General features: G+C 71.5%; 12 protein-coding genes. All 12 read right to left on the bottom strand.

All coding sequences use genetic code 11. From position 1 onward, the window contains the following. Positions 1–9: 9 nt before the first annotated feature. The gene (locus tag ABZ842_RS27235) at positions 10–867 is read right to left on the bottom strand and encodes a hypothetical protein (RefSeq protein ID WP_361542001.1); all 858 of its coding nucleotides are present in this window, start codon (positions 865–867) and stop codon (positions 10–12) included. A 9-nt stretch (positions 868–876) separates the two neighbouring features. Further along, positions 877–1395, bottom strand: a complete 519-nt coding sequence (locus ABZ842_RS27230; protein WP_361541998.1) for a hypothetical protein — start codon at positions 1393–1395, stop codon at positions 877–879. Positions 1396–1521: 126 nt separating this feature from the next. Further along, positions 1522–1986 (bottom strand): IPT/TIG domain-containing protein, encoded by a 465-nt coding sequence (locus ABZ842_RS27225; RefSeq protein ID WP_361541995.1) that lies wholly within the window; start codon positions 1984–1986, stop codon positions 1522–1524. An 87-nt stretch (positions 1987–2073) separates the two neighbouring features. After that, a complete protein-coding gene (locus ABZ842_RS27220) occupies positions 2074–2811 on the bottom strand; it encodes a hypothetical protein (RefSeq protein ID WP_361541993.1) in 738 nt (245 codons plus the stop codon). A 38-nt stretch (positions 2812–2849) separates the two neighbouring features. After that, positions 2850–4097, bottom strand: a complete 1248-nt coding sequence (locus ABZ842_RS27215; protein ID WP_361541990.1) for a hypothetical protein — start codon at positions 4095–4097, stop codon at positions 2850–2852. After that, complete coding sequence (locus tag ABZ842_RS27210) at positions 4094–4366, bottom strand: hypothetical protein (protein ID WP_361541987.1); 273 nt, start codon at positions 4364–4366, stop codon at positions 4094–4096. The genes ABZ842_RS27215 and ABZ842_RS27210 overlap by 4 nt, the downstream gene beginning before the upstream one ends. An 80-nt stretch (positions 4367–4446) precedes the next feature. Next, entirely contained in the window at positions 4447–5739 is a 1293-nt protein-coding gene (locus ABZ842_RS27205; protein ID WP_361541984.1) for a phage major capsid protein, read from the bottom strand. A gap of 224 nt (positions 5740–5963) precedes the next feature. Further along, complete coding sequence (locus ABZ842_RS27200) at positions 5964–7772, bottom strand: NUDIX domain-containing protein (RefSeq protein WP_361541981.1); 1809 nt, start codon at positions 7770–7772, stop codon at positions 5964–5966. A gap of 134 nt (positions 7773–7906) precedes the next feature. After that, positions 7907–8116, bottom strand: coding sequence for a hypothetical protein (locus ABZ842_RS27195; protein WP_361541978.1), 210 nt, complete (start codon positions 8114–8116; stop codon positions 7907–7909). A gap of 10 nt (positions 8117–8126) precedes the next feature. Beyond that, a complete protein-coding gene (locus ABZ842_RS27190; RefSeq protein WP_361541975.1) occupies positions 8127–8729 on the bottom strand; it encodes a hypothetical protein in 603 nt (200 codons plus the stop codon). Positions 8730–8825: 96 nt separating this feature from the next. Next, entirely contained in the window at positions 8826–9095 is a 270-nt protein-coding gene (locus ABZ842_RS27185) for a hypothetical protein (RefSeq protein ID WP_361541973.1), read from the bottom strand. A gap of 10 nt (positions 9096–9105) precedes the next feature. Further along, positions 9106–22683, bottom strand: a complete 13578-nt coding sequence (locus ABZ842_RS27180; RefSeq protein WP_361541970.1) for a UvrD-helicase domain-containing protein — start codon at positions 22681–22683, stop codon at positions 9106–9108. Between the last annotated feature and the right edge of the window lie 62 nt (positions 22684–22745).

Below are 22745 nucleotides of genomic sequence, written 5' to 3'. Positions count from 1 at the left end.
CCCCTTTCGTCAACGGCGCCGGCTACGGCTGGAGGAGTACGGCCACGGCGGGCGGGCGGGCCGGGTCAGAGGCTGGAAGAGGCGCCGCTTCCAGCGGGACAGGCCGTCCAGGGCGGGCAGCGCTCCCGCTTGGCCGGCGGTCGGCTCGGACTCATAGGAGATCGACTGCCCCTCCGCGCTGACGGAAGACACGCGGCGGCCCTGGGCGCCCACGCCACCGGGCCGGTTCCGCTCGGACTCCGCAGCGTGGGTGGTGACGTACCGGACCACGGGCTCGATGGCTGCTCCGTCGAGACCGATGAGGAAGTCGACGTCGTAGGTGCCATCTGGCCGGGCCCGGTAGGCGGCGACCTGGACCAGGTCGTCCGTCTCGAACGGCCACGCGTCGACGTCCTCAAGCTGCTCACCGCGGCCCCAGCGGGGGGTGAGAGCGGTTCGGGTGACGAGTTGGGGGACCACGGGCTGTCCGAGGTAGGCCACGACGTCGGCCTGTGCCGTGCGGATGGCGGTGAGCAGGTCGTCGCGCTGCTCGGCGGTGAGGGGGAGCGGGACGCCGAGTTCCTTGGCGACCGCCTCGGGGGAGGTGACGAGCCCAAGCCCGAGGGGCAGGTCCAGGCGTACGGACTTGTCCTGAACGGGCTGGGCTCCCTGGCTGGGGGTGGAGAGGACCGTGGCCCAGTAGCGGCCGGGCGGCACGTCGGGCAGCGTGAACCGGTACACCCCGGCGCGCTGCCGCGTGGCCGGGCCAGCCGCTGTCACCAGGGTGGTGCGCCCCGGATCCGAGTAGAGGGACAGGCTGGTCACCTGTCCCCCTGCCGGCGCGGGGTCGTAGAACGCCCCGCCGTACATGGGCTTGTAGTCGTACACCCCGGCCCCCTACTGATCGGCTTCCGTGGTCGCCTTGGCCTGCTGCGCCCGCAGCCGCTCCAGGATCCGTTGGGCGACGCCTTCGGACACGTGGGCGCCCTTGGGTTGCAGGAGTCGGTGGACGGGGTTGCGGTGCGGTCCGAGGAACGTCCGCTCGACCAGGCGCACGCCGCACACGAGGAGGGATCCGTACTCGGTGAGCGGGGCGAAGACGGATTCCGCGTCGGTCGGGGGCTTGTTGGTCTCGTCGTCGATGATGACCTCGGCGAGGTTCTCGTCGTCGGGGATGACCTCGGTCGGTGTCGCGTACGGTGCGGGCGCGGGCGGTGCCGGCGGTTCTTCCACGGCCGGCGGCTCAAGCGGGGCGGCGTCGGGTGCCGGGGGCGAGGTGGTGTCGGCGGCGGGCATCGGCTCCTCGCCGGTGCCGGCTGTGGCGCTGTGGCTCTCGGGGGCGGTTGTGGTGGCGTCGGTGGTGGCGTCAGCGGCCTTGGAGGCTGCCGTCTTGCGGGTGCGGGTGGTGCCTGCCATGGGTGGCTCCCTGTCGGGGTGTTGGTCCGGTCAGCGCGCAGCCTGTACGCCGGGCGGTGCTTGTGTCGCCTCCTGCCACGAGCAGGGGCGGGCCCTCCGCGGGGAGGGCCCGCCGCGCCGTGTGGATCAGGCGTAGGTGAAGCCGCCGGTCTTCGTGACGTTGCCGGCGTCGTCGACGAGGACGACGTCCTTCGCTCCGGCAGCGCCGGCCGGCGCGGTGACGGTCAGCTTCTTGGCGGAAAGGATGGTCAGGGCTGTGCCCGGCGTCGCGCCGAAGTTCACCGCGGACACTCCGTCCAGGTTGGTGCCGGTGATGGTGACGACCGTGCCGCCGGCCGCCGGCCCCGTGACCGGGCTCACCGCGGCGATGGTCGCGGGCGGGAACAGCTTGTCGATCTCGGACTGGCGGACAACGGCGCCGGCCTTGTAGGCGAGGGTCTTGATCGACCCTTCGGGCCTTCGGTCTCCTTCGGTGGTGTACGGGCGGGTGCTGTAGAGGTCCTGGGTGACGATCCGCTCCGGGTCGGAGACGCTGGTCGTCGGGAAGGCGGACTTGGTGACTCGGGTGCCGTCTGCCGTGTAGATGCCCATGTTGTGGTGGTCCTTCCTCGAAGAGTCGGTTGCAGCAGCAGCTTGGGGAGCCGCGGGGGCTTGGGTCGCGCGCTCCTGCTGCGGCGGCTACGGGCGGCTGCTGTTGAACTGCTTGCCGGGGCCACGGCGTCGCTTGCCCTGTGCGGCCTGCAACTCGCTCCAGCGGTGGGGCCCTTGCTTCTTCTTCAGATGCGGGATGTTGTTCGCTGCGATGCCGACCTTCTGCGGGCCGAGCACGGATACCAGGCACCCCTCCACGCCTCGGGACGTGTAGCCGGCCTCCGCCAAGGACTCCTCGTCGGGGAAGATGTCGACGTGCCGCTCGATAGCCACGTCGACCAGGTGGTCTTCCCTACCCCCGAGGGAGTACACCCACTTGAAGTTCTTGGGCGGGTCCGGTTCGACGGCCTCCCGGAACAAGGACACGCTCTTGGTGTACGCATAGAAGCGGGAGCCCGGCGCAGACCGCATGATCCGCATCCACGCCTCGGTGTACTCCCGCGAGAAGAAGTCCCCGGAGTCGTGGCAGCGGACCCAGCGGTCCTGGTACCGCTTGTGCTGGAGCTCGGCGGTCATCTGGGCTTCCCAGCCGGGCAGGTCGTCGAGCACCATCATCAGGTTCGCCTCGTGCCGCGCCTTGACGCCGGGAAACCGGTAGGCGCCCTGCCGGGCGTAGCAGAGGGGGGCGCAGATGCCGGCCGAGGGACAGGTGTTGTAGTTCCGGCCGTCGGGCAAGGTGCCGGCCCACGCGGGGATCGACCAGTTCCAGATGCCCTGTCTTCGCATGTCGCTGTTTTGGGTGAGTAGCCACCGTGTCTTCGTCATGCTCGGACCGTGGGGGGCCGGGTCTGCTTACGTCGCGTTCACAGGATCCGCAGGTCGTCCCAGCCGTCCGGGCCGATGCTGAACACCAGCAGGCCCGACGTCGAGACCTCGCCGGAGCGGGCGGCGTACCAGTCGCTTCCGTTGTCGAGGGTCGGTGCCTGGATCCAGAGCCGGCCGTTGCCCATCTGCTGGGCGCGGAAGTGGTGGAAGTGGCCGCTGATCAGGATGTCCGCGTCGGCAACGGGCTGGCGGCCGAAGGTCTGTCCGCGCCACCATTCCCCGGCCTTGTCCGGCCGCGGGTACTGGTGGCCGTGGGCCAGGCCCACGATGCGCCCGGCGACGTCCAGGCTCACGGTGTCCCGCCATCGTTCCGGCATCACGAACGACACGTGCCCGTAGGCGTCCTGGTTGTGGGCGTAGGCGTCGGCGATCTGGGACATGACTTCGATGCCCCAGTCGTCGACGGGCGGCCCAACAGCGTCCTTGCCGCGGCGCACGCGGCCGTGGTTGGAGCCGCAGGTCGCGGCGACGACGCGGCCGAACTTCCCGGCGAGGCGGTCCAGGCCCTCGAAGGTGACGCGGCGGTGGACGCGGACCATCTCGGTCAGGGTCAGGTCGTTGGTGAACGCCTGCTGCGTCGTGTTCTCGAAGCCCTCCACGCAGTCGCCGGCGTCGGCCCAGTAGGCGACGGTCGGGGCCCGGCCGACGGCCTTCAGGTCCCGGACGTGGTCGTCGAGCCGGTCGAACCGGTCAGCGATCCGGGCGATGAGCTCGGGGGTGCCGCCGTCGCGACCCACCTTCCCGGCCTGGGCGTCGGCGTACACCACGACCAGGGCCCGCTCCGCGGCGTCGACAACCGTGCGGGCCTTGCGGCGGCGGCGCATCGCGTCGCGTACGAGGGCGTCGACGTCGCCGGCGGACAGCCAGGCGGGGGCTGCCGGTTCGATGACGTACCGGCAGCGCCACACCGGGCGGGTGACGGCGTCTTCGCCTTGATGGTCGCGGTGCCAGGCGGCCGGGTCGTGCTTGGCCTCGACGAGGCGGACATGGAAGCCGTCGGGGATGGCGAGGCCCATCTCCTCGACGCGGGCGCGCCAGTCGGCTTCCCCCGCGGGCGGCGTGGTCGTGGGCGGGGCCGTGACCACCATGGTGCCGCCGGGCTCGTAGCGCACGCCGGACTCCCAGCCGCGGGGCGCGGCCGGGTAGGCGCGTTCCGCCTGGGTGGCTTCGCTCTGGCCGCGGGAAGCGGGCTCGAGGAGCGCCGCCAGGTCGCTGTGCAGGGTCATCGCTCGCACCGGCATCCGTTGGGGTTCCCGCGGCGCCGGTGCCGGCTGACGGTGGAGGCCGTCATCGGGCCGCCGTAGCGGCTGAGAGCCTCCGCGATCGCGGTAGCGGACACGCTGGCCGCGTCCAGTACCGCACTGAGGGAGGCGGCAACGTCGGCGTCCGCCGTGTCCAGGAAGGCGCCGACGCTACAGCGGGGGCCTCGGGGGGCGGCGGGGACGCTGGTGAGGGCGTCCAACTCCGCCGCGAGACCTGTGAGTTTCTCGATCACCGGGTCCTCCGTCGTCGTGATGGTGCGTGGGAGGGGTGCGCCCGAGCCCACGGGTGCACCCCTGTTCGCTCCGGCTCCGATCAGGGGGCCGGGGTGGTCCACTTGCCGATGACGAAGCTCTCCGGTCGCGGTATTTCGAGAGCTAGACGCTCGTCCGCGCGGAATGTGACCAAACCCTGCTCGTAATTGGTCCCGTTCTCCGAGGAGACCGTGACGGAGACGGACTCGCGGTCGTGGAGCTGCGCACCGAGACCGAACGCTCCGATGAGGAAGTCGTTGTCGGACATCGCGGTCGTCTCGACGACGTTGAGCCGCCACACCTTCTTCTCGGCACCGATGGCAACGGCGATAGCGACACGGAAAGCGCCGTTCTTGTCCTCCTCGACCTCGACGTGCTCCCACATCGTCGGGCTGAGGACAATGCCGGTCGGGTCGTACTCGGCGAGCAGGGCCTTGGTGATGCTGCGCCTGATCTGGACGCTGTACTGGTCGGTCGCGAGGCCGGTGTACTGCTGGACGCCCGGGGTGTTGTAGATGCCGGTGAGGGACTGTCCGTCGCCGACGGAGTGCAGGAGGTCCCAGTCCTCCGCGTACTTGACGCCTTCCACCATTCGAGTGTTGATGAAGGTCTTGAGGCGCGGTTCGTCGGCGAGGATGTTCTTGTGCGCGTCCAGGAGGTGGGCTACCTCTGCGACCGGATACATCACGGGCGTCAGCGTGAGCTTCGACCGCGGGGCGCGGCCCCAGGTGTCGGTGTCGGCGCCGGTGGGCGGGGAGGTGCCGTCCGCGGCGTACCTTTCCTTGACCTGGCGGGCGTTGTTGGTCCAGCCGGTCTCGCGGGCGCCGTAGAGCACCGCGTGCTTGGTCCTGGACTTCGGGAAGAGGTCCCGGATGTGGAACTTGCGGAACGGGCGCTCGGCGATGCCGAGGTTCTGCGCGGAGCCGAGGACCTGGTGGGTCACGGTGCCGGCGGACAGGCTGAAGATCGACTTCCCCTCGATGTCGGCCCGGATGTAGGGCCTGTCGCGGAACCCGGCTTCCGTGGCCTGCTGGAAGGACGAGGACTCGACGAAGAGGTCACCGAGGGACTTCTCCTCGATGCCCGGGGGGCGCTGTCCGTGGTGCACGGCTGCGGCGGGCGGGGTCTCCGGCTCGGAGAGGTACTGCTTGATCTCGGCCATGCCCTGCTCGGCGTCGAGGAGGGCCTTGATCTCCTGCGCCTCGCCGGAGACCTTCCGGAACTCCTTGGCCTGCTCGGGGGAGACGACGAACTGGCCGCCGTCCTCGACCTTGAAGGTCTGGCTGATGCGCTCGGCCTCGGCGGACTTCGCCTGGAGCGCGGTTTGCAGCTCCTTGATGCGGCTGTTGGGCATTGGGGGTCTTCTCCCTGGGTGCTGGGGGCGGTTGACGTGCGTCGCTCGCCCGGCCAGCACCGGGACGCCTCAACGCGAGGCGTATGGAAGGAGGAGAGGGGGGTTAACGTCGCGCGCTGCCTGTCCCGTACGGGCAACCAGGGCAGTGCGCAGGGTTTGACCTGCTGTTTTCCGTTTCTCGAGTGGTCGTTGTGGGTGTGGTCGAGAAGTCTCGGGGGTGCGACTCAGCTCCGTATTCCGGCCAGGAGGGTCTTCACCTCGTCGGGGTCGAGGCGGACCGTGTCCTCTTCCCGCTCCGGTGCCGGCGCGGTGTCAGCGTCCCCGTCCGCTTCCCCGTCGTCCTCGCTCGCGTCGTCGTCGGTGTCGTCCCACAGGTCCAGCCCGAGCGTGGAGCCGACGGGCGGGGGTTCGTCCTCGTCGACGTCGAGCCCCTTGGCGGAGAGGGCTGCGATCAGGCTGCGGACCTTGTCGCGGACACCCTCAAGCTGTTCTGGGGCCGCGGTGGAGTGGGTGACCCGGGCGGTGGCGTCGTCCAACGCGCCGACGGTGGGCTGAACGACGCGGGCGTCAACGTCCTCGTCGACGGTGGCCTCCCTGTGGCCGGTGGTTCCTTCGGGGACGACGATGGTGGCCAGCTCGACGGGCTGCGGCGTGTCCAGCGTGATGCTCCCGTCGGCCGTGACCGCGTACGGGATGGAGTAGTTGCTGCTGCGCCGGTCCTCTTCCGTGTGCACGGAGACGATGACGTGCTTCGGGTAGGTGCCTTCGATGCACGTCCAGGCGTTGCCGTCCTGGCTGAGGAGTTCTCGGACGCTGTCGGAGAGGCGGGCGCGGAACTGCTCTTGCGACTCCGGTAGGGGCTTGGACATGGCGGGGGCCTCCAGGGGGGCGGGGAGCCGGCTCTTGGCCTCGGCGACCATGGACCGGGCGGACTTGTGCTCGACGCGGGGCAACGCGCGGGCGGCCTGAACGGCGGCGTGGGCCGACTTCTCCTCAGGCGTGCCGGTGCCGGCGGCATCCGGCCGGGGAACGGCGGGGCTGGTCTGCACGGTTGCCGGGCCCTGCGGGAGGGACGCACCGGCCAGGAGATCCCACGGGGTGTCGCGGCACTCCGGCCGCAGCAGGGGCATGGTGGGGAGCACCGCGATCGGCCACCAGGCGGTGACTTCCGTGGCGTCGCCGCGGGGGTCGTCGGGGTTGGGCATGCTGCGGCTGCCGTGGGGGGTGTTGATCGGCACGTCTGCCTCGGTGGGGGTGACGGCGACGTATCCGCGGTAGATGCCGTTCGGGGCGGTCCAGGAGCCGACGACGCTGGCAGCAGGGGGCAGGGTTGCCCCGGTCTCCTCGGACCACTCGCGAACCGCGGCGCTCAAGGCGTCCTCGCCCTTCTCCAGGTGCCCGCCGGGGATCTCCCAGGTACCGGCGGCGGGATCTTCGTCGTCGAGGGCGCGCTGGAGCATCAAGACGCGGCCGGTGTCGGCGGCCTTGACCGCCAACCCGGCGACCTTGACGTCCGCGTCTTCCGCCAAGGCGACGATGTCGATCCCGACGGGGGACGGCGTGGTCTTGTACTCAAGGCCCTCGCCACCGCCGGTGGCGGACTTGACCTCCAGGGCGCGGGTGAGAGGGTGCGCGCCGTGGAGGACGGGCGAGACCTCGAAGAGGTCCAGGTGGTGGATAACGCGGACGCCGTCGCCGCGCTTGCTGGCGGCCGTGTCGGGCACGCGGTAGCCGATGGAGAACGCGGCCTGCTCGTGCTCGTGCCACTGCTTGACCTGCTCGTAGGCATCGCGGCCCCGGCTGGTGCGCAGGTTGTAGAGCACGGTGGCGACGAAGGCGCCGGCCTCGGCGGGCCAGTCGGGGATGCCCGCGAAGCGGGGGTCCCCGGGGAGCCATTCCTCGCTGTCGAGGACGACGCCGACGGGCTCCTTCCAGCCGTGGTGCCACACGGTTTTGACGGGTCGGGTGGCGAGGGTACGGGCGAAGGCGCCCGGCATGATCAGGTCGTCTACGTCGTCGACGACGCCGGTCACGGCGTAGATTGCCCGGCTGGTGCCTCGCTGGGTGAGGGGACGGGACGATCTGGTGGGTGGAGCAGCGCTCGGCACGGCGGGGAACCTCCGGCGGTGGACAGTGGGCCGCCGGGCACCGTGCCGTCAGCGCGGGGCTACTGTCCTGCGCTGGGCTGCTCTGGCCGGGGCCGTGCCTCGGCTTCGGCCCGCGCCGTCCCCCATCCCCTGGTCCAGTAGTGGTACCCGAACAGCTCTTCGCGGTCGCCGTACATGTTGTACGGGCAGGCGTTGAAGGGATCACCCTCACGGAACGCGGCCTTGCCCTCGCCGATTCGGTTCAGGGCAGTTTGGCGATCGAACTGCACTTCCGTCCTCCTACTGGCTCGCGAACATGGAGTTCTGGACGCCGCGCTCATCGCCCGGGCCCGGATCGCTTCCGCTCTTCGGTGCCGTCTGGGCGTCGCTGCCCTCGGGGCCGTGCGTCCGAGTCATCTGCGCCCCGTCCACGTCGGCCGCCCACGCTTCGGGGTCCGTATACCGCCACACCTGGTCCGTGGAGTCCCGGACCCACCCGGTCAGTGTGCCGTCGGGGGCCCGGTCGAGCCAAGCCTGTTCCCCGTCGACACCGGCGTACGCGGAGAAGGCGTCGTCGGGCGCGGTCTCGTCACCCTCGCTGTACATGTCCCCGGCCCAGGGGCGGGAGTCGTCGGGCGCTGGTGCGGCATCCGGGTCTTGCCCGTCTTCTTCTGGCGCAGCGTCCGGGGTCGGTGGCGCCGCCGGTTCCTCGGTCGTGGTTTCGTTCGCGGAGGCGGCTGGTGCGGCGCTCGGGTCCTCGGGCAGGTCGTCTCCGGGCCCGTCAGTGAAGGGCGCGCCTTCGGCGCCCGCGGCCTCGTCGGTCTCGTCGTTGTCGTCGTCTTCCTCCACGAAGGGCTTGCCGCCCTGAGGGAGGGCCTTGATGGCGAATCCGTATCTGGTCACGGGGCGGAGGATGGGCGCCGGCGCGGCTTGTGTCGCCCGCCGCCGACGCCCCACCCCTGATCAAGATCGTTCTTGCACAATTGTGCAAGCCGGCGATTACCGCTCTACCGGGCGGGTGAGTTTCGGCACGGGCCCGGTCTCCTCCACGACGGTGGTGTACTGCCGCAGCACCGCGAGGACGGAGGCGTCGTCGTCCCCGGCGACCGTGACGGTGGGGCCGGTGGGCGACAGGGCGACGCTTCCGCTCAGGTGGAGTGCGACGAGGGCCGCGGCCCGGTACGACCCGATCACCGGTCGATCGGCCTGACCGGTGACCTTGACGGTGTAGGTCGCGCCGTCGTCGAACGCGCCGGTGACGGTGAGCACTGCTGCCTCCCTATCGCGTGGCCATCAGGCCCAGGAGGAACGCCCGCAGGTCGTCGTCCTGGTACCAGTCGCCGCTGAACATTGCCTGGATGGATCGGGCGAGCGTGTCACCGGTCTCCGGTTGCGTCTGCTGCCGCCGCAGGAGCCAGTAGAGCGCACTCCTACGCATACGGCGGGCGCCCGGCCGGCCGGTGTGTGTCTGGGTGAACCAGAACGCGCGCTGTGCCGCGTCCAAGTCGCCCAGGTGCCGGGCGAAGTGCTGCGCCAGGGCGTACCCGGCGGTGCCCAGCCCATCGTCGGCGAGGTCCGCGACGGTGACCCGCTGCCCGCCCGGTTCGTAGCGGCCCTGGGAGCCGCTCACGGCCGTCAGGCGGCGCGCCTCGGGCGTGTTGAGCCACGATCGCGGAATGAGCTGCTGCACTCCCCGTACGGCCCGCTCGGCGTCCGGGTCGGTGTCGGGGCCGAAGACGAGTGCGGAGGTGCCCGCCGGGCCCATGTCGCGGATGTCGGCCAGGGCCGCGGCCACAGCGTTTGGCACCGCGGCGGCGTACCGGGCCCGCAGGTCCTCGTACTCCCGGCGCGCGGACGCCAGCTCGGCGCGGGCCGCCGTGATCTCGATCTCGAGGTCGGCGTCATCCGGGATGGTCCCGCTGCTACGGGCGGCTTGCAGGTTGACGACGCGCCGTTCGCTGGCGGCAACGTAGTCGTCGGCGTGCTGCAACGTGCCGTGCGGGTCGTCGTCGAAGTCGTCTCCGAGAGCGGCGGCCAGACGGCGGGTCACGTCCTGGTCGACGTCGCTGCCGGCCGCCCGCAGCGCCGCCAGATGGCGGAGCCCGGTGAGGCCGGGGCCGCCGTCGGCCGCCCGGTCCGGGGTCCACCGGATCCGGTCCGAGCGGTCCGGGAGCCGGCCCGCGGCGAGCCGTGCCCACGTCGTCGGCCGCCAGAAGGTGACACGGCGCTGCGACTGACCGAACCGGCCCGGCTCCGGCATGAGCCCGGCCCAGTGCGAGATCCGCCCGGCCAGCGAATCGCCGTCCGCGTCGGGCAGGTTCACCGCCCGGTGCAGGCGTGCCAGTCGGCGAGACTCCGGCCACTGCCGGACGCGGCGGGCCATGCGGCCCAGGAACGCGCGGAGGCGCCGCAGGCGCTCGCGGGCGCTGCGGTACTTCTCGGCGATCTTCCGGGCGGCGGCCTGAACGAGCAGCGCAAAGCGCTTGGCCATCCGGACGAGGAGGGCGACGATCCGGGCGAGGAGGCCGGGCTGCCGCCCGGCGGTGGGGTTCGCCGCGGCGACGCGGGCCGCGATCCGGCGGGCGGTGGCCTGCCGGGACCCCGCCATCTGCTGGGTAAGGATGCGGGCGATCCGCTCGGCGTCCCCCGGGTTCACGCCCCCGGCCTGGAGCTGCGCCAGGAGCGTGTTCACCGCGTCGTTCGTGTGTCGGGTGACGGCCCGGGTGACGGCCCGGTCAGCGTCGGGGGCCGTCCTCTGGCTTCGGGCCGCGGTCTGCTCGGGGATGAGGCGCAGGAGATCACGGGCGCGGGCTGCGAGGTCCTCACGGCTCTCGTCCGGCAGCGGCTCGAGGTCGTTGATGGTGCGCAGGGCTGCCCGCACCGTGTCCGTGTGCGCCTGGTTGCGGGCCTCGAGGAGCCGGCGCTGGGCGGCGGCGCGTTCACGTCCGGTGAGCCCTGCGGCGTCGAGCGTGGCGTTCCCGTCCCGGCGTACGGTCTGGCGGGCTTCCCGCAGCGCTTCGGCGGTGAGGCGCTGGGCGATCTGCTCGCGCAGGGCGTGAATGTCGCCGGCCGGCTCCGTGCCCGCGATGGCCTCCTCAATGATGCGGGCGGCGAAGCTGCGGGCGTGGTCGTGGACGATGCGGTCGACGTCGGCCTGCTGCGGGGTCTGGTTGGGGTCGCGAGGTGTGCCGATGGGCGGGAGGGCCGGGGTGGGCCGGTTGCGGTCGTAGACGCTCACGGCGCGCCCGCTGTGCAGCCCGAAGTCGTGCACGTTGCCGTTGTCGTCCATGCCGGTGAGCTGCATCCACCAGCCGTTGTGCTGCGGCTCGCTGATGATCGTCAGCCTGCGGTGTCCGTTGAACTGGTATCCGGTCCGGCTCACGGGCGCGTCGATGACGTCGCCGGCGCGCAGTTGCCCCGGAAGGAGCCGGGCGACGGGGAGTTCGGGGCCGCTCGAAGGGGCCTGGGTGTCGGCGGGGTCCGGGGTGTTGGTGTCGTCGGGGGCCGGCGGGGTAGCCGGTGGAGGAGCAGCCTCGGGGAGTAGCCACACGGGCAACGCGCCGTGCTCGATGCGGTGGTGACGCCGTCCTTCCTCGTCCTCCAGGTGCAGGCTGCGGATACCGCCGGGCGCGTCGATGACGTCCACGACGCGGTAGACCTTCAGCTCTCCATCGCGCCCGTCGGGGAGCGCAACCAGGTCGCCGTCGGTGAGGGTGGCCACGGTCGCCGGGGTTGGCCGGTTGAGGTCGGGCGGCGGGGTGCGGCCGGCCGCGCGTTCGAGCTGGTTTGCGGCCCGCAGGGCGGCACGGCCTTCGGGTGTCGACGGGTCGGCGGACGCCCGCAGTTGCGCGGCGAGTGCGGTGGCCTGCTCCGAGGTGATGGGCAGGTCGCCGGTGATCCGTACGGCGGCCTGGTGGGCGGCCGGGTCATTGTCCGGGCCGTCGGCGTGGTCGCCGATGACGTCTCGGCTGCGCGGGGTGAGCTCTGGGTCGAGGGGCGGGCCGGTGACCGGGTTCACGGTGCGTGGCGGCGGGTGGACGACCAGGTCATCGTTGGCCCCTGGGGCGTCGTCCGGCCCGAGGTTCGGCGCGTTGCCGTCGGGTCCCTGTGCGCGCGGGATGACGGCCCGGGCGTCGACGTCGATCTCTCCCATCTCGCCCGTGCTGGTGTCGGTGTAGGAGAAGGTGACGCGGTCTCCGTTCCGGCTGGGCGGGCTGGTGATCGCCACGGTGGTCGGCGTGCCGTCGAGGTCCAGGAGGACGACGTCGCCGTCCTTGAGGTCTCCGGCCACGGGCTCGTCGATGCCGGCCACGGGCTCCGCATCCGGTGCGGCGTCGCGGACTTCGCCGGTGACGCGGAGTTCGCCGGCGCTGCGGGTGATGGTCCCCCCGGCGGTGGTGATGGTGACGTTGTCTCCGTCGACGTCGTCGACGGGGCCAAGGAGCGTGCCGTCGGGGTCGCTGACGACGTGCGACGCAGTCACCCGCTGCCCGTCGGGGGTCCAGCCGTCCGGGCGCTGCCCGTCGGTGACGGTGAGGGTGGTCGGGGAGAGGCCGGTGTCCTCGTCGCCGTCGGTCCAGCGCACCGCCACGGTGGTGTCGGTGGCGCCGGTGACGGTGCCCTCCCTGCCTCCGCCGCCGGTGACGGTGCTGCCCGGGAACAGGCCGCGGCCGTCGCGGTCCGTGGGGATCCGGTTGGGCAGGTCGCCTGAGCGGAGCGAGGTCTGCGCGCCGCTGGCCGGTGATCCGGGCGCGGTGCTTTCCGGCGCCTCAGCACGAGCTGCCGTGGCGTTCGCGGACGTGTAGATGTTCCCGGCCGCGCCGGTGCCGTCGGGGTGCTCTGTGACCCAGGTGCGCCACATCTGCTCGGTGCGGTGGCGGCGGGTGACGTCGACGAGCTGAGGGCCGGTGCCGGCGACGTACCCGGCGCGCTGGACTGCCTTGCCCTTCTTCGTGGTGCCGGTCATGCGGACCATGTCGCCGGGGACGAGGTCCGCGACACGGGCCCAGTGGGCGGGCAGGCCGCCGACTGGTTCCGGGTCCGGTTCCGGCTCGGGCGTGGATGCCGCGGGTGGCGCGGGCTCCGGAGGCTTCACGGACTCGTCCGGCGCCGGCGCGCCGGGTGCCGGCGCGTCGTCCTCGTTCTTCGGGTCGTTGCCGCGGGACCGTTCGAGGTCGGATTCTGGGGCGAGTCCGTCACGCAGGCGGCCCGCCCACAGGGCGCGGCTGTCGAGATCTCGTACAGCGTCCTGTTCGCCGCCCGCCTCGCTGTCGAGGGTGTCGCGTAGCCACGCCAGGTCGTCTCGGGCCTGCGCCAGGTCGTGGCGCAGGTCTCCGCTGGGGGACTGCCCGGCTCGGAAGGCGTCGATCAGGGCCGCGAGCCGGTCGTGTCGGGCGCGGGCTTCCGGGTCGTCCCGCAGGGAGGGCGGAAGGCCCGGGAGTTCGCGTGCCTGGCTGGCCAGGTGTGCCGTCACGGTGTCCCACACGCGGTCGCTGGGGTTCGCCGGGTCGGCGGGGCCGTCGTTCAGGGCCTGGACGACCAGGTTCGCGATGGCCGTGTCCCTGCTGTACGAGCGGCTGCTCCGATCCTGCTCCGTGCCGAAGATCGGCCGGGCGTCCCAGCGCGGTTCCCGGTCCGGGGTGGCCTGGTAGATGTTCGCGATGGCCCCGATCTGCCGGCCGCCGAGCCACACGGTCTCGGTGTCGCCCGCGGGACGCAGTTCGGCGCGGCCCGCGAAGTCCTGCATCCGGTCGCGGCCTCCGAAGCGGAAGGCTGCGTCCTCTTCGGGTTCGCCGTCGAGGGAGACGGTCGGCGGGGGAACGTCAGCAGCCCACGCCGCAGCGTCGGTGCCGGTGCTCTCGGGGGTGCGGTTCTGCTCGTCCTCGTGCTGGTGCCGTTCGGCGCGGTCGCCGTCGCGGCGGGCCTGCTTGAACTGGCTGAACGTCTGGCGGCCACCGTTGAGGTCGAACCACTCCTGAAGCTCGTCACTCGCATACTGCCGCCACCGGTCGCGCGCGGACAGGTTGCCGCCGGAGAACAGCTCCCGCTCGGTGAAGTCGGTGAACCCGTGCTTGTACTCGCGCCGGAAGAAGTAGCCGTTCGTGGCGGCAAGGGCCTGCTGGTAGCGCGCCTCGTCCCAGTCGGCGAACTCGTCGCGCAGGACACGATCGGCTTCCCGCTGCCGGTACTGCTGGTACGTGAGCCGGCCGTTGCCCGGCGTCTGGCCGTCGCCCTCCATCCAGCGGCGCAGTTCGGGCGACGCCAGCGCCGCGGCCTGCCGGTTGGTGTACCTGCGGCCGGAGAACACCTCCCGCGGGTCGACGCCTTGGGCCTCCGCCTCAGGGCTGAGCAGGCGCCCGCCGGTGGCGTCCGTCGCGGCCTGGAACCTCTCCTCGTCGAGCGCGTCGAACTCCCGGCGCAGCCGCCCAGGTGCGGCCGGCACGGGCCGCGTGACGTCGGTGCCGCCGAAGCGGAGCGCCTCGTCCAAGGCGCGGCCTCGGGCTTGCGCCTCCGCCGCGTTCGCCGGCGGCGTGTTCGGGACGGCACCGCGGGCACGCGTGTCGACGTAGCCGTCCCGACGGTCCATCTCGGCAATCACCCGCTGCTCGTCCTCCGGTCCCAGGCCGTGGAGGAACGCGGCCTCAAGTTCGGGATCGCTGAGGGTGGTGAGGTCGGCGGGCAGCGTGAACGCGCCGGCGCGCTCCTGCACGAAGTCGTCCCGCACCGCGCGGAGCGCTTCGGGCAGGTTGCGGCCTTCCCCGTCGCGCCACGCGGCAACGCTCGCCGGGTCCCATACCTGGTGCCAGTCGAACGGGTCGCCGGCTTCGTCGGCGAGATCCTCGAACCGGCCGGCGAGGGTGAGCGCGTCGTCGGCGTTGTCGGACGTCAGGGTGATGCCGGGCAGACCGCTGCCGTTGCGGGCCTGGACGAATCGCCACAGCGTCGTACCGTCGGGCTGCGTCTGCGGGTAGGTGGCCAGGCCGCCCTGAGGGGACAGAGCGAGGCCCTCCCGGTCCGCGAGCCCAGCGAGAACAGCGCGCCGCTCGGGGCTGTCCTCGGCTGGAGTGAGACCTTCGCCGTTCCGCCAGGCGTTGCGCAGGGAGTCCGTGTCGCTGGGGCGCCGGCCGCCGGCGCCAAGGCCCGCACCATCGCCGTCACCGCCCTCGTCACCACTCCCGTCGCCGCCGCCGGTCGAGTCCGGGGCGCCGGCGTTCGGCAGGTTCAGGTGCGGCAGGCCGGGGTCGCCTCCACCGGGCCCACCGTTGCCGCCGCGATCCCGACGCCGACGCCGGCGCCTGCGCCGCCTCTCGTCGTCATCGCCTTCCTCTTCGTCCTGGTCGTCGTCGAGGGGCCCGTCGTCGCCGTTGTCAGGGCCTTCGGGCGCACCGGGGCCTTCACCGCCCGGCTCCCCGCCGCGGCCCCGACGCCGGCGGCGGCTCTCCTCGTCCCGCTGGTCGTCTGCCGGCTGCTCGTCGTCGCCCCCCGGGACGCCGGTCTGCTCTTCGTCGTCTTTGCCCGCCTGACCGTCGTCGTCGCGGCGTTCGTCCTGACCTCCTTGAGCCCCTGCGGTACGCGCCGCGCCACGATCCGGTTGAGCATCACCGTCCCGGCCCGAGCCGGCGTCCGCCGGGTTGCTGCTGCGGCCCTGCTGAAAGTCCGGGTAGTCGAGCGCCCGCTGTGCCTTGCGGTGTGCGGCGGTAGCCCACGACTTGTAGCTCCGCGTCTCGTAGGGGAGATCCGGGTTCGAGAATTGCTCCTCAAGCCACGCGGTCTCGTCGCGGACGGTGCCCAGGTCCGCCTGCAAGTTGTCGCTCCTGCCCTCCTCAAGGCGCTGGATCAGGTCCTGAAGGCGCCGCATGCGGTCGTGGTCGTCGATCCCTTCCGCGTGATTGCGCAGGGTCGCAATGTCGTCGCCGATGTCGGCCATCCGCGCGCGGAGTTCGTACCGCCACGCAGGGGTCGGCTCCGGCCGGGTCCGGTCGCTGGCCCAGGCGAAGGTGTCGTCGGGACGGCTCAGGGAGACGTAGCTGTTGTCCGAGCGGGAGCCGTCGAGGTTGGAGACGGACAGGCTCACCGACCCGTCGTCGTCCCGGCGGACGCTGTCCACGCGGACCGGCTGCCTCCAGCCCACGGGGTACGGGCGGCCGTCGCGGTCGTTCTGGGTGATGGGCAGGCGGATGATGTCGTTCTCGGCGACGTCCGCGCGGTCACCGAGGACCCAGCCGTCGGGCGTCTCGCGGCGCGCCTGCTCCTGCCGTTCCCGGTTCGCCGCGTTCTCCCGGCGGATGTCGATGTTGGCGACCAGGGCAGCCGCAGCGTTGGCACGGCTGCTGTGGAGGTCCGGAGACGTGTCGCCGTCGGTGCTGGTCCAATCCCACTGTCGGGCGAGCTGGCGTACGGTGCCGGCGTCGGCGCCGTCGACGACGACCGGATAGGCACCGTCCGCGTTCCGCCGGCCGAACTCGACGCGCGCCAGCGCCGCGGCCCGTTCCTGTTTCGCCCGCTCCTCCCTCTCCCGATCTCCTCGGGCGACCTCGCGTAGGCGCTGCTCCTCGTGCAGGTTTGTCCGCCGGTTGGCCACCGGCATGATCGCGAGCATGAGGTTTCCCTCAACGCGCGGGCCCTCTCCCCCAGAGCTGACGTGCCGTCGCTGCCACGCCAGTAGTTCCTCAAGCTCGGCGGTGATGTCCTCGTCGCTCATCGATCGCGGCGACGCGTCGCGGATCGGCGGGGCCGGTGCTTTCGGGCTCTCAGGAACGTCGGGTTCCTGGGCCTCGGGGCGCCGCCAGGCGTCCCACTGCTCCTCGGTGAACCGCTCGATGAGCCCGCGGGGCGGCATGGTGACGGTGTGCTGCATGGGCTCGGGTTCCCACTGCTGCCGGTCGTCGTTCCACCTGCGGCCCTGGTAGGTGACCAGGGTGCGGCCGAGGTCGCCGGATGCCGACGCCGCCTGGCGGAAGAAGCCGAAGTAGGGGGCGAGCCCACGGGCGCGGTCGGCGGGGTTCTCTGCGTCGAACCGCACCAGGTCGTCGTACTGAAGGTCCCACGGATGGAACAGGGTGCCGCCGTTGGGGCCGGCGCCCTGCGGCTCAGGGACCCGGTCGGGCAGCGCCGCCAGCATCCCGTCGAGATCCTGACCAAGGTCGTACAGCGCCCCGCGTACGGTCTGCGCTTGGTCAGAGTCGGGCAGGAGGTCCCGGTCCAGCCGCTGGGCGATGTAGCCGAGGTTCTCTCGTACGCGCCGGAGGTCCTCGCGGTCGTCGCCGGTCGGCGGCTCGCCGGCGAGGATGCCGTTGAGGGATTCCAGCACCTGGGCGTAGTCCCCGCGGATACGGCGGACGTCGTCCTTATCCTGCCGGGACAGGCCGGAGAGCTTCGGCAGGCTCGGGAGGTCGGGCAGCCGGTCGCGGAGCGCGCGAGCGACCCCGGTCTCATCGGCCGCAGCGTTCACGGCGCCGGAGGCGCTCTCGCCGCTGGCCTCGTCCTTGTCGTCACCGGTGAGGCCGCCGTCTCCTCCCTCACCGACACGCTTGGGACGGATACGGTCGAGGGTCTCGCGGACTTCGTCCTGTGAGAGGCGGACGGTGCCGCCACGCGGCGGAACGAACTGGCCGTTGCGCAGAGCCGTATCGAGTTCCTCAGGGCTGGCCACAGGCAGGCGTGGCTTCCCCTCGCCCTCAAGGCGCGCGACTTGGTGGGGAGTGATGTCCTCGGTGCGGCCATCGGGCCTACGTACCGTCATTCCGGCGCCGTCGATCGCGGTGACCGTGCCCTCGTTCAGGCTTTCACCATCCTCGGACCAGAAGGTCAGGTTCCTCCCGGCTCGGAAGTCGCCGATCTCCCAGTCCCTGGTGTAGTCGCCATCGGGTTCCTTCAGGGGGTCCTCGTCGGCGGTGGCGTCGAAGACCCACCCCAGCGAGCCCGTGTCGAGGACGTCGGTCGCGCGGGTGACCGCGACGTAGGCCAGGCGCAGCTCCTCGTCACTGGGAATGGTGTCCCAGTCGATGCCGCCTTCCGGGGTCTGTTTCGGGGTGAAGAAGTCGTCGGCGATCCGGACGCGTTCCGACTCCAGCCCCTTCGCCTTGTGAGCGGTGGAGACGAGAAGGTCGTGTGGGGCCGATTGATCGACGACCTGCCCGCCGTTACCGGTGGCGGGTGCCGTGTACCGGTCGGCGATGTACTGCTCGACCTTTTGCAGGACCTTGGCGCGCTCCTGCGCGGAAGCATGACCGCCCTTCTTCGGCGGCGGGTAGCCCCACCGCTTGCCGACATCGTCATAGCCGAACCCTTGGCGCTTGAGCCAGCCCTTCGTGCTCTCAAAGTTGCGGTCGCTGAAGGAGAGCTTCACCCACAGGTGCTCGCCATCGTCCTGCACCAGCGGGCGCGGCAGACGCACGGCGGCCAGCAACGCGTCAAGGCTGTCGCTGTGGCGATCCATCAGCTTGAACATGCTGTCGAGTTGCTTGAGGTCCTTGTCCCCAGAGACCTCTTCTCGGATGGTGTCCCAGTCCATCCCGTTGAACTGGGCGAGTTCCTGGTGGGTGGTGCGCTTGCCGCTGCGTAGCGCCTCGGCCGCTTCCAGGAACTTCCGCAGGTCGTTGAGCCCGCCGGAGACTGCGATCTTCCGTCCGGCCTGGAGCCCTTCGACAGCGCCGAGAACGACGCCGGCGTTCGTCCGGGCGATGAGCATGGTCTCGTCGCCCGGGGTGATTTCCCCGGTGCGTGAGTCCTTTCGGTTCCAGCCCTTCAGACGCATCCGGCTGCCGACGAGTCGCAGGAAGCGGTTGCCGGCGTCGGCGACCGCGTCACCGAAGCGGAACGTCTGGGTGAGGGTGGCTGTGGCGTCCGCAGGCAGCCGCCCCAGAGCATCGGTCGCACCGCGGAACCCGTAGATGGCCTGGTTGGAGTCGCCGACTGCAACGATCTGGACGCCAGCGGCACGGATGTTGCGGACGATGCCCTCCATGACGGGGTTCACGTCCTGCGCTTCGTCCCAGAACAGCACGTCCGTATCCGGCACCCTGCCCGAGAGAGCCCACATCTTCACCGTGTGATCGAACGACAGGGGAAGATCGCGTTCCTTGTCCTTCGCCTTCGGATCGGTGAGGTTGGCCCACATCCGTTCAGCCAAGGGTCTTACCGCAGCGAACACCGCTTCCCGGTCGTGGAGTTCCTCGGGAAGGTGGTGCACAGCGAAGTCGGTGTCGTCGGACTTGACCCACTCGGCGAGCAACTTGTTGGCGTAGTGCGCGGCGCGGCGCGGGGACAGCGATTCGCCACCGGCCGGAACGAGCCCGCGCCATCTCATCCGGTCGGCGATCTGCTGGTCGTTGAGACGCGGCCACTTCAGCCGGTCCAGCAGATCCCGGTCCACCATGCTGTTCGCGTAGGCGTTGGCCGTGGTCGGGGTGAGGTTCCTTGCGTACTCACCGCGCTGCTGCGCCTCGATCGCCTCGTCGGCAACCGACCGGTTGAAGGCCAGGTAGAGGATCCGCTTCCCCGGCATCCGCCGCGACAACATCTTGAGCGTCGTCGACTTGCCGGTACCAGCCAGCGCCATGACCCGCATGTCCAGGCCACGCCGTGCGGCGCCCTCGATGATCACCCGCTGTTCTTCTGTGGGCGGATACTCCTCCTCGGCGGATGCTTCGGCCTCGATCTCCTCCCACTCCGCATCCGTGAAGCCGCCCTGCTTCGCGGACGGCAGTTCGTCCACAGCGGCGACCACACCGCGCGCCTCGTCCCGCTTCAGGCCGTGACCTGTCACCCGATCACGGAGGATGCTGCCGCGGGACGGCTCAACCAGGTTCCCCTGGGCATCGCGCTTCGGTTCCCGTTCCCAGCGGTCAGCCTCCTCCCGCTGGAGCGCCCACAGCCGACGTTCCGCGCGCAGCCGGTACGCGAGTTCCAGCGGGTCAGTGGAGTCCGCCAGGGCAGGGGTGACCTCCTCAAGGGCCTCGATCTCGGCGGCTAGTTCCTCAGCCTCCATCGAGGTGGGGTCTCGATCACCAACAGTGCTGGTGCCCTCCGGCTGTGGTTCGAGGGACGCGGCTTGTCCGTTGGTCGGAGCGCCGACGCCCTCTGGGGCAGGACCCCCAGCCGGCGCAGGGGTGTCACCCTTCGCGGGGTTGGCCGCCTGCGGCTCCTGGCCCGTGGAGGACGTGCGCGAGGCGTCGCCGTTACCCGGCCCGGCTTCTGGCGTGTCGCCTTCCGGCAGCTTCGGCGGATCCTCGTCCGGGGCCAACACGCGCAGCGCGGCGTCAGGGGTGAGGAAGTGCTCGCGGCCGTCTTCGGTGACGACGCGCATGCGACCCTGGCTGGTACGCACCGGGTCCTGCGCCACGGTGTGCGTGCGGCCTTCGGCGTCGACGAACCGGTCTCCTGGCTGGAAGTCCTGTGGGGCGCGGGTCTGGACGGGGCGGAGCCTGCTCGTGTCGCGGCCCTCGGCGGCGGCGAACATGTCCGGGGTGCCGAACTCGTCGTCTGGCCGGTCGAACGGGTTCCTCGGGTCGGCTGCCGTCGGCTGCCGCTCGTCCTGGCCGGCGGCGAACAGGCCCGCAGGGGCGTCAGCGGGCTTCGACCGCTTCGGCTTCGGCTGCTCCTTCGGCTTCCGGCCGGCGCGCCGGGCTTCCTCGGCCTCAAGGACCTGCATGCGGGTGCGGTCGCTCCCCGACAGCTCCCCGACCATCTCCTGCTCCATCAGGGAGACGATCTCGTCGCGGATCTCTGCGTCCTGCATGGCGGACGGCGCCTTCGCCGCGCGAGCAGCAGCAGCCGGCGCGTTCACCTCGTCAGGAGTGAGGGGGACGGCGCCGTTGCCCTCCTGGCCCTCCGCGGCGGTGCTCCCGGCGTCCGGCGCCGGCGTCGCGCCCGCAGGAGCGCCGGGCGGGGCCGCGGGAGCTTCCTGTTCGCCTCGGCGCTGTCTCTGAGGACCGTCGCCACCGGCGGCCGGCGCAGCGTTGGGGGGCGCCGCCGCGGCGGCGCGTTTCCGCTTGGTGTCCGTGATCGCGCGGGAGTCGGCTGCGAACCGATCGGCGTTGGCGTCCAGGCCCTCCTCCAGCTGGTGGAGGGACTGGAGCATGTCATCGTCCAAGCCGTCGGTGTCCAGCTCGTCGAGAGCGGCGAGGGCGCTGCGCATGGCCTCGGCGTTCTGTTGGTAGCCGTCGGCGCCCTTGGGCGTGTCCGTGACGTTCTGCATGTGCTGGGCCAGGGCACGGAACTGTTCCGGGGCCCCGTCCGGCCACTGCTCCTCGGCGCGTTCGTTGATGGTGGCCCAGTCCCTGAGGATGGCCGCCGCCGCGCGCTTAGCGTCGCTGCTGTTGGGGTGCTGCTGTGCGTGGGTCGGGGTGTCGCGCAGCACGTCTTCAGGGCTGCGGCGGGCCCTGGGGATGACGTTCATCGTGTCGCCGGTGTCCGCCCCGAACTGGTGGGGTTCGTGGCGGCCACCGAGGCTACGCGTGGTGAAGATACGGCCCCCCGGGTACCGGCGGACTGCGGTGATGACGTGGCCGAACTCGCCGCCCGCGACGACGTCGCCGACACGGACGCGGTCGGCACGGACCTTCTCGGGGGTGTGACCGTCGGTGTGACCGGTTACCGCGATTTGGCGCGGCATCCGCATGATGCGCACGCTGTCCCCGGAGGCCAGCACCGTGCCGTCCGGGGCGGTCAGGGTGGCGTCAAGCAGGGGCGCCCACTTGGTTCTGTCGTAGGTGGGGGCAAGGGTGCCCTCGACGGTGACCGTGTCCGGCATGGTCTGGTCCCGGGTGCTGGCGGGCCACTCGATGTCGCTGCCGTTCACGGTGACCTTGATGCGGTCGCCCGGGGTGAGGTCGCCAGGGCTCACCCCGCTTGGGGTGTTGTCGTTGCCGGCCGGGGCGGCGGAGTCGTCGAACTCCTGGCGGGCCCGCTGGATGGCGGCCTGGATGTTCTCGCCCGTGCTCGATCTCCACGTCTGGGCGAGTTCGTTGAGGTTGGGGGCGGAGAAGTCGAAACCGCGGCGTGGCGCGCCGTTCGCGGGTGGCCGGGTGCTGCGGTTGAGGTGCTCTCCGAAGCTGAGGGCTTCCCGCGGGGTGGCGAAGTCACCGGCGCCGTCCATGCGTTCGCCGGTGCCGGTGGCCGTCAGGTACCAGCGGCCGGTGGAGTCGTCGCGGAGGGCGATGAGATCGCCGTTCCGGGTGGCCTGGAGGATGTCGTCGTCGCCCGCGACGGAGCGGAGGAACTGGGCCATCGCCGGCTTCTGCCCGGTGCGTTCCGCGAGGTCGAGGAAGTGCTGACGCAGGGCCGCGGTGTCGCGGAAGCGGCCGGCCTGGTGACGCTGATTGGGCAACGCGCTGACGTTGATGGGATGCCGGCCGTCAGCAGGTTCGTCTTGGTCATCGTCCCCCGGGCCGTCGGAGTCGTCGTCGGTGCCGATGGGCCGGCCGCGGTCGTCGGTGTCGTGGGGGTCGTTGGGGGTGGCGGGGTCGCCGTCGTCGTCACGGGCCACCCCGTTGCCGCGGCGTGGGTCGCGTCTCCGCTTCTCGTCCTCCTCCTGGACCTTCTCCTGGCTGTCGGTGGGCGCGGTGCCGTCGGGCCGCGCGACCATGGACACCCACTGGGCGCTGACGGTGTGCCGTTGGCCGTTGAACTCGTTCGGGCCGGTCTGGTCCTGGACGAGGATCCGGTTGTTGGGCAGGGCCCGTACGACGCGCGCGTGCTTGCCGCCCCAGAGCCTGACGGTTCCGCCGGTCTCGATGAATCGGCCCTTGCTGTCGCGCGGGTGCAGGGCAGGGTTCCACTTGCGGCGTGCGGCCTTGGCCTCAAGGGCACCCTGGACCTGCGACTCAGCTCGGGCAGCGGCGGGACGATTCAGCATGCCGCGGACCATGCACACCGCAGGTCCTTAGCGTCGCGCCCTGAGCCCCAGCGCCCCTTCAA

It is taken from the genome of Streptomyces sp. NPDC047315 (genome assembly GCF_040643215.1).
Taxonomy (GTDB): domain Bacteria; phylum Actinomycetota; class Actinomycetes; order Streptomycetales; family Streptomycetaceae; genus Streptomyces.
The sequence above is the reverse complement of the archived record's forward strand: the minus strand, read 5'-3'. Positions and strand labels throughout refer to the sequence as shown.